Source organism: Denitrificimonas caeni (genome assembly GCF_027498055.1).
In the GTDB taxonomy this organism is placed as follows: domain Bacteria; phylum Pseudomonadota; class Gammaproteobacteria; order Pseudomonadales; family Pseudomonadaceae; genus Denitrificimonas.
On sequence record NZ_CP114976.1, the window covers coordinates 946,157 to 960,383 of the forward strand.

At 49.2% G+C, this 14,227-nt stretch carries 17 protein-coding genes and 1 pseudogene; 13 read left to right on the forward strand and 5 right to left on the reverse strand.

Annotation, left to right across the window (positions count from 1 at the left end; genetic code table 11):
- Nucleotides 1–29 precede the first annotated feature (29 nt).
- Nucleotides 30–845, reverse strand: a complete 816-nt coding sequence (sul2, locus tag O6P33_RS04535) for a sulfonamide-resistant dihydropteroate synthase Sul2 (RefSeq protein ID WP_001043260.1) — start codon at nt 843–845, stop codon at nt 30–32.
- Between the two features lie 357 nt (nt 846–1,202).
- Here sul2 and O6P33_RS04540 point away from each other — a divergent pair, with 357 nt between their 5' ends.
- The 10 genes and pseudogenes from O6P33_RS04540 to O6P33_RS04590 all read left to right on the forward strand — a co-directional run bounded on the left by O6P33_RS04540 (nt 1,203) and on the right by O6P33_RS04590 (nt 8,612).
- Entirely contained in the window at nt 1,203–1,352 is a 150-nt protein-coding gene (locus O6P33_RS04540) for a hypothetical protein (RefSeq protein WP_269819041.1), read from the forward strand.
- Nucleotides 1,353–1,469: 117 nt separating this feature from the next.
- Complete coding sequence (locus O6P33_RS04545; protein WP_269819461.1) at nt 1,470–1,886, forward strand: DUF1090 domain-containing protein; 417 nt, start codon at nt 1,470–1,472, stop codon at nt 1,884–1,886.
- 97 nt (nt 1,887–1,983) lie between these two features.
- Nucleotides 1,984–2,400 carry a hypothetical protein gene (locus O6P33_RS04550; protein ID WP_269819042.1) on the forward strand — a complete coding sequence of 139 codons (417 nt, stop codon included), beginning with the start codon at nt 1,984–1,986 and terminating at the stop codon, nt 2,398–2,400.
- Between the two features lie 81 nt (nt 2,401–2,481).
- A pseudogene (gene aadA1 / locus O6P33_RS04555) lies at nt 2,482–3,320 on the forward strand (ANT(3'')-Ia family aminoglycoside nucleotidyltransferase AadA1).
- Between the two features lie 36 nt (nt 3,321–3,356).
- Nucleotides 3,357–3,989 (forward strand): hypothetical protein, encoded by a 633-nt coding sequence (locus tag O6P33_RS04560; RefSeq protein WP_269819043.1) that lies wholly within the window; start codon nt 3,357–3,359, stop codon nt 3,987–3,989.
- Nucleotides 3,990–4,017: 28 nt separating this feature from the next.
- Nucleotides 4,018–4,500, forward strand: coding sequence for a GNAT family N-acetyltransferase (locus tag O6P33_RS04565; RefSeq protein WP_269819044.1), 483 nt, complete (start codon nt 4,018–4,020; stop codon nt 4,498–4,500).
- Nucleotides 4,501–4,587: 87 nt separating this feature from the next.
- Entirely contained in the window at nt 4,588–5,019 is a 432-nt protein-coding gene (locus tag O6P33_RS04570) for a hypothetical protein (RefSeq protein ID WP_269819045.1), read from the forward strand.
- A gap of 69 nt (nt 5,020–5,088) precedes the next feature.
- Nucleotides 5,089–5,484 (forward strand): ACT domain-containing protein, encoded by a 396-nt coding sequence (locus O6P33_RS04575; RefSeq protein WP_269819046.1) that lies wholly within the window; start codon nt 5,089–5,091, stop codon nt 5,482–5,484.
- A gap of 433 nt (nt 5,485–5,917) precedes the next feature.
- Entirely contained in the window at nt 5,918–6,574 is a 657-nt protein-coding gene (locus O6P33_RS04585; RefSeq protein ID WP_269819047.1) for a peroxiredoxin, read from the forward strand.
- A gap of 268 nt (nt 6,575–6,842) precedes the next feature.
- Nucleotides 6,843–8,612, forward strand: coding sequence for a DEAD/DEAH box helicase (locus tag O6P33_RS04590; protein ID WP_269819048.1), 1,770 nt, complete (start codon nt 6,843–6,845; stop codon nt 8,610–8,612).
- Nucleotides 8,613–8,674: 62 nt separating this feature from the next.
- On the opposite strand, the gene O6P33_RS04595 is transcribed toward O6P33_RS04590, so the two are convergent.
- Together O6P33_RS04595 and arfB are read right to left on the reverse strand one after the other, a co-directional pair.
- Nucleotides 8,675–9,901 carry an MFS transporter gene (locus O6P33_RS04595; protein ID WP_269819049.1) on the reverse strand — a complete coding sequence of 409 codons (1,227 nt, stop codon included), beginning with the start codon at nt 9,899–9,901 and terminating at the stop codon, nt 8,675–8,677.
- Between the two features lie 133 nt (nt 9,902–10,034).
- Complete coding sequence (gene arfB, locus O6P33_RS04600; protein WP_269819050.1) at nt 10,035–10,448, reverse strand: alternative ribosome rescue aminoacyl-tRNA hydrolase ArfB; 414 nt, start codon at nt 10,446–10,448, stop codon at nt 10,035–10,037.
- 163 nt (nt 10,449–10,611) lie between these two features.
- Here arfB and O6P33_RS04605 point away from each other — a divergent pair, with 163 nt between their 5' ends.
- The 3 genes from O6P33_RS04605 (at nt 10,612) to tyrP (ending at nt 12,992) form a co-directional block, all read left to right on the forward strand.
- Nucleotides 10,612–10,962 (forward strand): YkgJ family cysteine cluster protein, encoded by a 351-nt coding sequence (locus O6P33_RS04605; RefSeq protein WP_269819051.1) that lies wholly within the window; start codon nt 10,612–10,614, stop codon nt 10,960–10,962.
- Between the two features lie 57 nt (nt 10,963–11,019).
- On the forward strand, nt 11,020–11,613 hold the full coding sequence (locus tag O6P33_RS04610) for a DUF1415 domain-containing protein (RefSeq protein WP_332880039.1): 594 nt from the start codon (nt 11,020–11,022) through the stop codon (nt 11,611–11,613).
- A 170-nt stretch (nt 11,614–11,783) separates the two neighbouring features.
- Complete coding sequence (gene tyrP, locus O6P33_RS04615; protein WP_269819052.1) at nt 11,784–12,992, forward strand: tyrosine transporter TyrP; 1,209 nt, start codon at nt 11,784–11,786, stop codon at nt 12,990–12,992.
- Here the strand turns inward: tyrP and O6P33_RS04620 are convergent.
- Together O6P33_RS04620 and O6P33_RS04625 are read right to left on the reverse strand one after the other, a co-directional pair.
- On the reverse strand, nt 12,989–13,600 hold the full coding sequence (locus tag O6P33_RS04620) for a GNAT family N-acetyltransferase (protein ID WP_269819054.1): 612 nt from the start codon (nt 13,598–13,600) through the stop codon (nt 12,989–12,991). The genes tyrP and O6P33_RS04620 overlap by 4 nt on opposite strands.
- An 87-nt stretch (nt 13,601–13,687) precedes the next feature.
- Nucleotides 13,688–14,125, reverse strand: a complete 438-nt coding sequence (locus O6P33_RS04625) for a YcgN family cysteine cluster protein (protein ID WP_269819055.1) — start codon at nt 14,123–14,125, stop codon at nt 13,688–13,690.
- Nucleotides 14,126–14,227: the final 102 nt, after the last annotated feature.

Genomic DNA, 14,227 nt, shown 5'->3' on the forward strand with positions numbered 1-14,227 from the left:
GAATATAGAGAAATATCCCGAATGTGCAGTTAACGAATTCTTGCGGTTTCTTTCAGCGCCGCCAATACCGCCAGCCCGTCGCGCAAGGGGCGCGGCTCGTGTGTGCGGATGAAGTCAGCTCCACCTGCGGCGGCGGCAAGCTCTGCAGCGAGTGTCGCGGCCCCGACATCCCCCGGACCACGGCCTGTGAGCGCGCGCAGAAAGGATTTGCGCGAAACAGACAGAAGCACCGGCAAATCGAAGCGCAGCCGCAATTCATCGAACCGCGCCAGCACCGAGAGCGAGGTTTCGGGAGCAGCCCCCAGAAAAAACCCCATGCCGGGATCAAGGACAAGGCGGTTGCGTTTGATACCGGCACCCGTCAGCGCCGCGATGCGCGCGTCAAAGAACGCCGCAATGTGATCCATGATGTCGCCAGCGGGTGCCTCGCGCCGATCTGCCTGCCCGTCTTGCACCGAATGCATAACGACGAGTTTGGCAGATGATTTCGCCAATTGCGGATAGAACGCAGCGTCTGGAAAACCGCGAATATCATTGAGATAGGCCACACCACGCGACAAGGCATAGGCTTGCGTCGCGGGTTGATAACTGTCGAGCGAGACGGGAATGCCATCTGCCTTGAGCGCGTCCAGCACCGGCGCGATACGCGCGATTTCTGTGTCGGACGAAACAGGCGCGGCGTCGGGATTGCTGGATGCCGGACCGAGGTCGATCACATCTGCCCCCTCGGCCATCAGCTTACGCGCCTGCGCAATGGCTGCGTCTGGCGCCAGATACCGGCCTCCATCGGAGAAACTGTCCGAGGTTATGTTGACGATGCCGAAAATGATGAGCGATTTATTCATGGGGGCTTCTATAATAATAATAATCGAGCATGAGTATCATACGGATGCTCGGGTCGAAAGGGAATCCCCAGGCGAGTAACCTGTTTGCGGTGATCCATTAGCTGCAGGAGCAGAAGAGCATACATCTGGAAGCAAAGCCAGGAAAGCGGCCTATGGAGCTGTGCGGCAGCGCTCAGTAGGCAATTTTTCAAAATATTGTTAAGCCTTTTCTGAGCATGGTATTTTTCATGGTATTACCAATTAGCAGGAAAATAAGCCATTGAATATAAAAGATAAAAATGTCTTGTTTACAATAGAGTGGGGAGTGCTAGTAGCGAGCTGATAGCAAGGGATTTTACGCCTGAGGAGCGTATGGATATGACCATTCGCCGGGAAGTCATTTTTATGTCAGATGAGGCATCCGAGATTAATCGTATGGAGTCTGTGCTGATTCGGGAGTACCAATCAAACAACCTGGATGTTGGCTACAATCAATGGCCAAAGTTCAAGGGCAGTAGCAATGCATAACAAGGCGCATCACTCGCTCCCTTTGGTCGCTGGGACGTCAACCCGCTGCGCGGCTCGCCGCCCGTGTGCTTTGCGTTAGCTGTTCGTACCAATACCTGGGAGAGAGTCGTGATCAAGATGTTCACTCAATTATTTACAATACCAGCCACCGTACTCGCTGGGCTGCTGTTTACTTTTACAGCTGTTCCAGCCTTGGCGTCTTTGGATTGTGGGAGCTTAAAAGGTTGCGATAGGAAGTTCTGTGAGATAGAGAATCAGCTCAACATTGCCGAAGAAAAAGGTAATGATCGCAAGGCGGCTGGATTAGCAAAGGCATTGGCTGAGGCAAATCTGCACTGTACTGATGAAGATCTTCGCGAGGACTTGGTCGAAGAAATAGATGAGGCCAAAGAAGATCTTGCAGCGTATGAGGCTGATCTCAAGGAAGCTGAAGAAGATGGAGATATGGATGATGTTCGCAAATATCAGAAAAAGATTGAAGAAGAGAAAAACGAAATAAAACATCTTGAAAATGAGCTTTCCAATCTAGATTAAATGCAGCTAACAAGCGGCAGCACGGTGACCGCTTTTCCACCGCTTTGCGGTTCCACAGCGGCACATGTGCCGAGCGTTATGCATTAAGGGGGAGTCAGTGCTCGAGCCAGTAGTTCAGGAAGAAACCACGGGATGCGGAATCGCGTCGGTTGCCAACATTCTGGGCAAGACGTACTCAGAGATGAAGGCCGTAGCCAATGCTATGGGTATCCATGCTTCGGATAAGTCGTTGTGGTCGGATACGGAGTATGTCCGGCGTATGTTGTCGAGCGCAGGTGTCAAAGCTTCCGCTGATGAAACCCCATTTGAATCTTGGGAGGCATTGCCCAATCTGGCATTGTTGTCTATCAAGCACCATCAGGAAGAAGGCAAGGACTTCTGGCACTGGGTTGTATTCAAGCGTGTGGGAAGCCAGCCTTTCGTGCTGGATTCGGCTAGCTACCTGCCATCCAATATCCGTCAGGATTTCGACGCCATGCAGCCCAAGTGGTTCATTGAGGTCGAAAATGCATAACAAGGCGCTGTTGTCGCCGCTATCGCGGCTGGGACGTCTTACGCTACGCTCCAGTCGCCCCAAAGCTTGGCGTTAAACATCATGAGGGAAGCGGTGATCGCCGAAGTATCGACTCAACTATCAGAGGTAGTTGGCGTCATCGAGCGCCATCTCGAACCGACGTTGCTGGCCGTACATTTGTACGGCTCCGCAGTGGATGGCGGCCTGAAGCCACACAGTGATATTGATTTGCTGGTTACGGTGACCGTAAGGCTTGATGAAACAACGCGGCGAGCTTTGATCAACGACCTTTTGGAAACTTCGGCTTCCCCTGGAGAGAGCGAGATTCTCCGCGCTGTAGAAGTCACCATTGTTGTGCACGACGACATCATTCCGTGGCGTTATCCAGCTAAGCGCGAACTGCAATTTGGAGAATGGCAGCGCAATGACATTCTTGCAGGTATCTTCGAGCCAGCCACGATCGACATTGATCTGGCTATCTTGCTGACAAAAGCAAGAGAACATAGCGTTGCCTTGGTAGGTCCAGCGGCGGAGGAACTCTTTGATCCGGTTCCTGAACAGGATCTATTTGAGGCGCTAAATGAAACCTTAACGCTATGGAACTCGCCGCCCGACTGGGCTGGCGATGAGCGAAATGTAGTGCTTACGTTGTCCCGCATTTGGTACAGCGCAGTAACCGGCAGAATCGCGCCGAAGGATGTCGCTGCCGACTGGGCAATGGAGCGCCTGCCGGCCCAGTATCAGCCCGTCATACTTGAAGCTAGACAGGCTTATCTTGGACAAGAAGAAGATCGTTTGGCCTCGCGCGCAGATCAGTTGGAAGAATTTGTTCACTACGTGAAAGGCGAGATCACCAAGGTAGTCGGCAAATAATGTCTAACAATTCGTTCAAGCCGACGCCGCTTCGCGGCGCGGCTTAACTCAAGCGTTATGTTTTCAACTAAGGAGAAGTATTGATGTCATGGAAAGAGTTTATGGCTCTGGTTTTATTAATCGAGGTTATGGTTCTGCTTGGTATGCTGATTTGGGCTATACCGGCAATAATAGACGGAATTATAAAAACAAATAGACGCAATCGTTTTGGCAAAGAGTTGTCCGAGCTTTTCGAAAAAAATAAACTAGATAGGCAGCAAATTGAAATTTTATCTAAAGAGTACTACTTAAACTCAAAAGATATTCAGCTGGCCGCAAGGCGACAATTTAAAAATGCTTTAACTTCTGAACAAGCAAAAAAAAATAAGTCTGATTATTTTCAGGCGTTGTTTGAAGATTATGAAAGGGATGAACCCTTTGAAGGTCTGCCATCAGATGTGCGCCTTCACTTAGAGCGAGTGAGGGAGGTGCTAGGTAAAGAAAATGATCATATGCTTCAACCCCTTGCCTCTCAATTACAAGACTTAAATGACGAGAATGTCAGGAAACATAAGAAAATGTGGTGGGTATCCGTTGCTAGTCTAATGATAGGTATAGCATCCTTGGCTTTTGCTGCTTATGTATATTACAAGCCAGCAGAAAATATGCAGCCAGTTGGGGCACAAGAACATAACAAGCTAATACAACCGACGCCAAAAGACGGCGCGGCTGATTAAGGCGTTATGTTTTCACAGAGAATTTCGCATGAATATTAGAGAAGCAATAAGAGAAGATTGGAATGCAATCTGGCCGATTTTTCATGAAATTGTTAAAGCCGGAGAAACTTATGCATACGATGTTGAAACCACGAAGGAACAGGCAGAGAAAATCTGGCTAGATGCACCCCGCAAGACATATGTTTTTGAAGAGGCCGGTCAAATACTCGGCACATACTATATAAAAACAAACCAAGCTGGGCCTGGTAACCACGTTTGTAACTGTGGGTATATGGTTTCATCAAAGGCACGAGGCAAAGGGTTAGCTACAACAATGTGCGAACACTCTCAAAAAATTGCATCTGAGCTTGGCTATAAAGCAATGCAATTTAACTTTGTAGCATCTAGCAACGAAGGGGCAGTTCGCTTATGGGGCAGGCTTGGCTTCGAAACGGTTGGTCGTCTTCCTCAGGCATTTAATCACCCTAAAAAAGGGTATGTAGATGCATTGGTCATGTATAAATGGCTATAAAAACATAACAATCGCAAGCACGCGGACAAACCTACGCTGCGCTTCGGTTTGCCGGTGTTGCGGGCGTTATGCATTAAAGGAGAATCAGTGCTCAAACCAGTAGTGCAGGAAGAAACCACCGGATGCGGAATCGCATCGGTTGCCAACATTCTGGGTAAGACGTACTCAGAGATGAAGGCCGCAGCCAATGCTATGGGTATTCATGCTTCAGATAAATCGTTATGGTCAGATGCGCAGTATGTCCGGTGTATGTTGTCGAGTGCAGGTGTCAAAGCTTCCGCTGATGAAACCCCATTTGAAACTTGGGAGGCATTGCCCGATCTGGCCTTGTTGTCTATCAAGCATCATCAGGAGGAAGGCAAAAAATTCTGGCATTGGGTTGTCTTCAAGCGGGTGGAGGGGCAATCTTTCGTGCTCGATTCGGCCAGTTATCTTTCTTCCAATATCCGTGAAGATTTTCATGCGATGCAGCCTAAATGGTTTATTGAGGTCAATGTAGAGAATAAGGTGCTGTTATAGCCGCTGTTGAAGTTAGAGCGGTTTACTTTTGGTTGCAATCATCACACAGCTTTATGGAAACATATACCTATGTCAGGAGTTACAGAGCTAACTGAGTTATTGAGTTCAATGGAGCCACAGTTACTGGAGGCAGAATTTGTGTTTTGTACGGTCTCTGGTCCTATTATTGATTATGTTTCGCTTAATCCAGTGGCAACATTTTTAGAGGCTGAAGGTTTAACGTTAGTCTTGGAGAAAAATAAAGCTGAACATGCTGGCTTGCAGTTTGAAGGTTCATTTCGTCAAATTACTTTAAATGTTCATTCAAGTCTTGAAGCTGTGGGTTTGACAGCGGCTGTATCAGCAAAACTAGCAGCTCAAGGTATAAGTGCTAACGTTATTGCAGCGTATTATCACGATCATATTTTTGTTCAATCAGCTAAAGCAGAAATGGCGCTTTTAGCGTTGCAAGAACTGAGTGCATAGCAAGGTCAATCACAAAAGCCAGTAAGCGGGTTGGACTCGCTACACTCGTCTGTGCTGACGGCGTTAAATTTTACCCAGCAAAGGTGTCTTTACGCGTTGTCGCGTTGATCGCCATGGAAAATGGTTACCAAAGTCGCGAAAAGCCTCGTACTTTGAGTGCGAAGAGCCCCTAAAGCCGAAATCTGGCAGTATTCCGGCGCGGGCAACCCACCTCCCAAGCCGAAAGATTACAGCGGGCCGGTTGGTTATTACGCCGCTCTGCAATCGGTCAAAAAGCGGGCGCGCACGGCCAGGCCTTCGGCTACAAGACGCCCAACGCTGACGCTCTGGGCTGGCGCATAAGGCGCCTTAAAGGCTTGTTGTGTTACTGTGTAGTAGCACGCTTTCTTGCAGCGTAGCAAACTCATAATATAACAGTTAAGGAATATTGATTATGTCCGTTCGTATTGATGATATTGCTCCAGATTTTACTGTGGATTCCACCGCCGGTAAGCTGAATCTCCATGAGTGGATCGGTGACAGTTACGCTATTTTGTTCTCACACCCAAAAGACTTTACTCCAGTGTGCACCACTGAGTTTGGTGCTGTTGCGCGTCTTGCTCCTGAGTTTGCCAAGCGCAATACCAAGGTGATGGGCGTGTCAGTGGACAGTGTTGAAGAGCACGTAAAATGGCAGCGTGATATTGAAGCGTTTTCCGGCGCGCCAGCAGACTTCCCAATCATTGATGACACCTCTTTAGAAGTATCTAAATTGTACGATATGCTGCCAGCGGGCGCTTATTTGCCTGAGTCGCGCACAGCAGCAGACAGCGCTACAGTCCGTACTGTATTTATCATTGGGCCGGACAAAAAAGTACGCTTGACCATGTCGTACCCAATGTCGGTTGGCCGTAACTTTGCTGAAATCATGCGTGCTTTGGATGCGATTCAAATCACTGACGGTGTAGCACTAGCAACACCTGCGGACTGGGTTCCAGGTGAAGATGTGATTGTTGGCTTAAGCCTCAATGATGAGCAGGCGAAAAAAGAGTTCGGCGATATCGATATTAAGTTGCCTTACTTACGCTTTGCTAAAGCACCTGCAAAGTAAGTTATTGCGCTAGGTTGCAGATAAAAAGGGCTGAAATATTTCAGCCCTTTTTGCTTAGACTTAAACGCAGCGCTACTCAGTTAAGTACTTGCTGGTCGAGTATGCTAAAACCAGCTCAGCATAAACGGGAAACACTCCTGATAGGTCTGCACGCACTCCGGCCGTTCAAGTCGCTATACAGGCCGAAGCAGATGGATTCACAGGCTAACAGCTTAGTGGATTTGTTAGTATGGGTGCTTTTCATCCCCATAGTCTTAAGCCCTGACCCATGAATGCGCCTTTTAAACTGCGGCCTTACCAGCAAGAAGCTGTGGATGCCACGCTCAAACACTTTCGTAAATCCGATGACTCAGCGGTGATTGTCTTGCCCACCGGTGCCGGTAAAAGCCTGGTGATTGCTGAGCTGGCGCGTTTGGCGCGGCGTAAAATATTGGTGGTCACGCACGTGAAAGAGCTGGTAGAGCAAAACCACGCCAAGTACCAAAGCTATGGCGTGCAGGGAGGTATTTTCTCGGCGGGATTAAAGCGTAAAGACAATCAGCATCAGGTGACCTTCGCCAGTGTGCAGTCGGTGGCGGCCAATCTCGAGCGGTTTCAGGATGAGTATTCCTTGATCATTATCGATGAATGCCATCGCATCAGTGGCGATGAAAACAGTCAGTATCAGCGGATTATTGAGCAGCTACGCCAACAAAATACAGGCTTGAAAGTGCTGGGCCTGACTGCCACGCCGTATCGTTTAGGCATGGGCTGGATCTACCGTTATCACTATCGCGGTTTTGTCCGTAGTGAAGAAGATAAACCTTTTGTGCACTGCATTTATGAGCTGCCGCTGATTTATATGATTAATCGCGGTTATCTGACCAAGCCTGATTTGGTTGACGCTACTGTGGCGCAATATGATTTCTCCGCGCTGGCGCAGAACCGCTTTGGCGAATACGCAGAAAAAGATGTGAATGAGCTGCTGGGTAAACACCAGCGCGTGACCCGCGCCATTATTGAGCAGGTGGTGGAGTTAGCGGTTGCGCGGCAAGCAGTGATGATTTTTGCTGCGACGGTGGATCATGCCAAAGAGATCACCGGCTATTTGCCGCCAGAGCAGACTGCCTTAATTACTGGCGCGACCGATCAGCGTGAAAGGGATGCATTGATTCAGCGTTTTAAGCAGCGCCAATTAAAATATCTGGTGAATGTCTCGGTACTCACCACCGGTTTTGATGCGCCGCACGTGGACTTTATTGCCATTTTACGCCCGACGCAGTCGGTCAGCTTGTACCAGCAAATTGTCGGCCGTGGCTTGCGTCTGGATGAGGGTAAAACAGACTGCTTGGTGATTGATTACACCGGTAATAATGTCAATTTGTACCATCCAGAAGTCGGCGAGAAGAAGCCCAATTCCGATAGCGAACCGGTGCAGGTGCTGTGCCCAGGTTGTGGTTTTGCCAATATTTTTTGGGGCAAAACAGACGGTGCAGGGCAGGTGACGGAACACTATGGTCGCCGTTGTCATGGCTTGCTGGAGTGGGATGACGAGGATGAGCCGGCAGCGCCGCAGCAGTGCGATTACCGTTTTCGTTTTAAGGAGTGCCCACACTGCGGCAGCGAAAATGATATCGCTGCGCGTAATTGTCATCAGTGTAAAAAGGCCATTATTGATCCTGATGATCAGCTGCGCGATGCGCTGAAACTCAAAGATGCCATGGTCATTCGTTGCGCAGGAATCACGCTTAATGCTCATGACAGCAATAACGCCAGCAAGCTGAAAATCACCTATCACGCTGAAGATGGTGAGGAGCTGAGTGAGTCTTTTGATTTCGGTAAGCCCGCGCAACGCAGTGTGTTTAATAAGCTGTTTGGTCGGCGTTTAGCCCATGGCCAAGCGCCGCAAGAATTCAGCACACTGGCAGAAGTGCTGGCGATGCAAGCCGTATTACCGGCTCCAGACTTTGTCATTGCCCGCAAGAAGAAACACTATTGGCAGGTGCAAGAGCGGATTTTTGATTACCAGGGCGGCTACCGCAAAGCGAATCAAGCATGATTTGATTGTGCGATCTATTATTAGAGCGGAATGTTTGCCGTGTAATATATCTAGCTGCAGGGTTAGTCCTGCTTGATGGTAACCAATGTGCCGTTGTCATCGAGGTCCAAAACGTATTGGCGACCCGCCAATAGCGCCATTGCGGCAGCAAAAGCCAGCACAGTCAGTAACAACCAAGTGATGCCCTGGATGCTCATATTGGCATCAATCATTAGGCCCACAGCCAGCGGGCCCATTGCTGCCAAAGTGTAGCCGCCACCTTGAGCGAGAGCAGATAACTCACCAGCAATTTTACTGTTACCACTGCGCAGGACAATCAGCGTCAGCGCTAAGCTAAAGGAGCCACCTTGGCCCAGCCCCAAAAGTATTGCTCCGGGCCAACTCAGCGCTGGCGAGCCCAGCAATAGCATCCATAAACCAAGGCCAACCAGTGTTAAAACAGCAATAAAGGCTGGGCGTTGATCTTTGCTCAACCGCGCCAGCCAAGGTGCGGCAATGGCTGAAAACAGCTGGATGAGAATGGATGCGCTCATTAACCAGCCCGCTTCACTTTCTCCGTAACCCTGCTGTACCAGTAACGTGGGGAGCCAGCCAAAGACGATATAGGCAAGCGAGGACTGACTGCCCATCAGAAGCATGACCTGCCAAGCCAGCGGCTGGCGTAATAATGCTCGGGCGTAGCCTGTAGTTTCTTGCTGCTGTTGGTCTGCTGCCGGCTGCGGCATGATCCACCACCACGCTAGCAAAGCGGTGAGAGCAAAACTGGCCCATGACATCAGGCTCAGTGACCAGCTGCCCAAGAGGTCAGCCAGCGGAATGCTTAATCCTGCGCCTAAGGCACCGCCTAAACATAACGCCATAGTGTAAACACCGGTCATTAAATCAGCACTGTCGGCCAGTTCACGTTTCACTAATGCGGGTAACAATGTGCCAAGCACACCGATACCAGCACCAATCAGCAATGTGCCGCTATAGAGTGTTGGTAGGCTGACAATGCCACGTAACGCCAAACCTGCACTGAGAATGATTAGAGCCAGAGCTAGACTGCGTTCCAGTCCAAGCCGCCGGGCCAGCCAAGGGGCAAATGGCGCAAATAAGCCAAGGCACAGCACAGGCAAGGTGGTGAGCATAGATAGGGTCAGTACTGAAAACTGTCCTTCGCTGGCAATGCGCGGTAACAGAGGGGCCAGCGATGCTAGTGCGGGGCGTAAATTGAGCCCAACCAAGATCATTAACACGATAAAGGTCAGTTGGGTTGGGTTTTTGCGGCTGTGGGTAATGGGCAGCATCGGGGGGTATGAGCTCCTTTATACGAATTTAAAATTGAACAAAGTGCTCAAGTACAAATGTTTAACAAGCTAGGCTCTAGCTTAGCGTTAAATATGGGCCGACCAAACCAGATCAAGCTATTTTAGTGTAAATTTAAAAGTCGACTTTGCCGCGTAAGGCTTTCGTTTGGCTGCGTTGCTTTTTTTGCTCCACACGCTTGCGCCGAGCATTTTTGCTGGGTTTGGTAGGGCGACGAGCTTTATTGATGTGGGTGGCGTCAATTATAAACTGCTGCAAACGCTGAAAAGCATCCAGTTTGTTTTTTTCTTGTGTACGAAACTGCTGCGCTTTAATGATCAAGACGCCATCTTTAGTGATGCGGCTGTCTTTGCTTTCAAGTAAGCGCTGTTTGTGAAAATCACTCAAACTTGAGGTATTAATGTCAAAGCGCAGGTGAATTGCAGACGAGACTTTATTAACATTTTGCCCGCCGGCACCCTGTGAACGTATCGCACTCATTTCCACTTCATCATCGTCAAGGCTAATGGTGTCGCTGATAAAAATCATGCTGGCTCTGTATCTGCATCAGTGGTTAAGGGGTGTCTATCATAGATCATTGGTAAGCAGACTGTTGTTGGGTGAAGATTGCAGTACTCGTCAGAATACGCGCCATTGTGTTGTTGCAGTGGCGCAATCTCAGGTGGAAAGACGTACCAATCTGCTGCTAAGTATGCTCAACTTGGACGCAAATTTTGTCACCGCCCCAATTAACCTTGTGAGTATCATTGCTATCAAACCGCAGCCCGAAACTGAAATCACCTGTGCCAACTGCCGTGCTTGTTGCTGCCGTTTAGAGGTGATGATTATTAGCGATACGGGTGTGCCTGCAGAGCATATTGCCGTTGATAAGTGGGGCGCAGAAACTATGTTGCGCTTAGCCGACGGCTGGTGTTCGGCGCTTGATCGCGACACTTTTATGTGCACGATTTACGAAAACCGTCCGTGGATTTGCCGTGAGTTTGCAATGGGCTCTTATGAGTGCCAAGACGAAAGAGCGACGCTCATTATAGTTGCCAGTTAATAGTCCGTACCTGTTGCATAGGCGCGTATGCACTGTGTCGCCATTTTTGGAAAATATATGAAAAACGTAACTCAAACCGCTGCGTGTATTGACGACGAACAGGTCATTTGTGCAGTACGCAACTGGGTTGAAACCTTTGTGGTTGGAATGAACTTATGCCCGTTTGCTAAGCGTGAGCTGGTGAAAAACCGTGTGCGTTTTGTGTGCAGCGCGGCAACGACTCAGGCGCAATTGTTATTGGCTCTGCAAGCAGAGCTAGAGTTGCTCGATGCTGAGCCAGCGGTGGAAACGACTGTTTTGATCCATCCTGCGGTGCTAGGGGAATTTTACGATTTCAATGATTTTCTAGATTTAGCAGATCGCTTGCTGGTGGAGATGCAGTTGGAAGGTATCTACCAGATTGCCAGCTTTCATCCTGACTATCAGTTTGCTGGTACCTTGGCGAGTGATGCGGAAAACTATACCAATCGTGCGCCTTATCCGGTGTTGCATCTTTTGCGTGAAGAGAGTCTAGAGCAGGTGATTGCTGACTACCCAGATGTGGATGATATTCCTGAGCGCAATATTGCCTTAATGAATAAGCTTGGGGCCGAGCAGTTACAGCAATTGTTGCAGTCGTGTTCACAGCCAGACGATAACTCGCCCAGCTGATGTTCCCAGCAGCTTTCCTCTCACCTTTCGCTCTTGTCGCAATGGCCGGGTTAAGCAACGCAGCTGTTAAAATGGCGCATAAAGCCCGAGGTTGGCGCATAATAGCCGCTTTTTAAACCGCTGACTGACTGCCGCATAGCAGCTAAGCAGCAGTGCATCTGGGGGAAAGAGTGAAAAATAGTGCCTTTGGAAGCACCTTTATTGTCGCTGGTACGGCTTTAGGTGCGGGGATGCTGGCCATGCCCTTAGCCACAGCTGGGATTGGCTTTGCTACCGCTATGCTGTTGCTGTTTGGCTTATGGCTTATCATGGCGTACACCGCGCTGCTGCTAGTGGAAGCCTACCAGCACAACGATGCCAATATGGGTTTGAGCTCTCTGGCCTATAAATATTTAGGCCATCCTGGGCGATTGATTATTAGTTTGGCATTGCCGTTTTTGCTGTACTCCCTGATTGCCGCTTATTTGGCTGGCGGTGGTGAGATTATTAGTAAATCCATCAATAGTTGGCTGGTGTGGCAATTGCCTGATTATGTTGGGGTGTTGTTGTTTGCCGTGATTGGTGGTGGAGTTGTGTGTTTTGGTACGCATTCGGTTGATTTGATTAATCGCTATTTATTTGCCACTAAAATCTTCTTTTTAGCCACTATGCTGATTTTGCTGCTGCCCCATGTGCAGCAGGTCAACTTATTAAGCATGCCCGTTAAGCAGGCTCTAATTCTGTCGGCCATTCCCATTGTGTTTACCTCTTTTGGCTTTCACGGCAGTGTGCCTAGCATTGTCAGCTATATGCAGGGCGATACGGTAAAGCTGCGCAAGATTTTTATTTTGGGCAGTGCCATTCCGCTGCTGGTGTATATTTTTTGGCAGGTGGCCACTTTAGGAGCTATTGAGACCGATACTTTTGTGGGTATTTTGGCCGATGAAAGTGGTTTAAATGGACTGCTAGCCGCGGTGAAAGCAGTGGTTGGCACGGCGCGGGTAGAGATGGCAGTACGCCTCTTTGCTGCTTTAGCGTTAGCAACATCGTTTTTGGGGGTGGCGCTGGGTTTATTTGATTTTTTAGCTGACTTCTTCAAGTTGCCCAGTACTGTGGCTGGGCGTTTGCAAACTGGCGCTATTACCTTTGTGCCGCCACTGTTGTTTGCTTTGTTTTACCCTAAAGGCTTTATTTTTGCCCTAGGTTTTGCCGCGATTGCTTTGTCGGTGTTGTCCTTGCTGCTGCCCGCTTTATTGGTGCGAGAAACACGCAAGCAACATGCCGAGGGCTATCGGGTTTTTGGTGGGCAATTAGGGTTGTGGCTGGTGTTTGTGTTGGGGGTTGCCATCATTGTGATTCAGCTGGCGATTGTGAGCGGCAATTTACCCCGAGTTGATTAGCGCGACTGGGGCGATGCCATCATCACCCAGCTGGTTACGCCTAAAATAGTTGGTGTTGCCACAGTATTAAAACCAAACCTTTGGTACAGCTCTACGTTGCTTTGCTTATCTGTTTCGAGGTAGAGACTGGCATCGAGGCACTGGCTAAAAGCAAACTCTATCATCTGTGTGCCGGCGCCTTTATGTTGCCAAGCTGGCGCTATGGCTAGCGGGCCAAGATGCCAGTGCGCTGCTGCTGGATCAATTTTGGCCCAAGTGCCGAGCCAGATAGCTAGGCGGAGAAGGCCAAAAGGGTGGCTGGCAGTTAGCAGGCGCGGCAGTAAACGGCACAGGTCTAGCAGCGCGGGTTGGCAGCTGTGCGGTGGCAACATGCCTAACACGCCAATTAACTCACCATCGACAAAGGTGCCATAGAGACTGCCTTTGCGCTGCACATAGTGAAGGAGAGCGGGAAATAAACGGGCCAGACGTCGTTCGCGTAACTGCCGCTCAGTACCGAACACTTTAATGTGGATGGGGTTGTCAGCCATGGCCTGCGCGCAGATAGTTGCCGCCTGTAATAGGTGCTGGCACTGTAAAGGGTGAATGGCATAGTGTTTTATATTCATTGCCTAGCCCTTTTTAATATAGGAGGCTGCAGTAACCTGTTATTAGTCTAATGCTTAAAGCTGCAGCTTTAATAGTCAGGCGGCAAACTAGATCGCCTTGGTTTTTATGATGTGCTGGCCTCTTTTGCGTCGTGGAACTTGGTCGACGGGCACTGCTGTGCGACACACTGTTATACCTTTTTTACGCATGCGCTGGCGATTTCCGGCTAGCAAAGGATGCCACTTAGGTAGGGATTCACCGCGGTAAATGCGGCGGTATGAGCAGGACTCTGGTAGCCAGTCATATTCTGGTATTTTTTCCGCGGTGAGCTGATGACAATATGGAACCTTGGCGAGTCTATTTTGGTAGTCGCTGCATCTGCTCTTTTCTATATCAAGTAGCTCACAGGCAATGTTAAAGACAGTCACTTGATTATTTTCTACTTCCCGTACTAAACAACATTGCCCACAGCCATCGCACAGAGCTTCCCATTCTTTGCTGTTTAATTCGCCTAGTGAGTAGTTCTCCCAAAATTTTTCCCGCATTATCGTAACCTCCGGCTAAATTCACAGTAGCGGTATTAGACGATAATCGAGACATTTAGTCTATTTTTGATGCTTTTGTTGTTTTTTCGCGTGCTTTTGAGG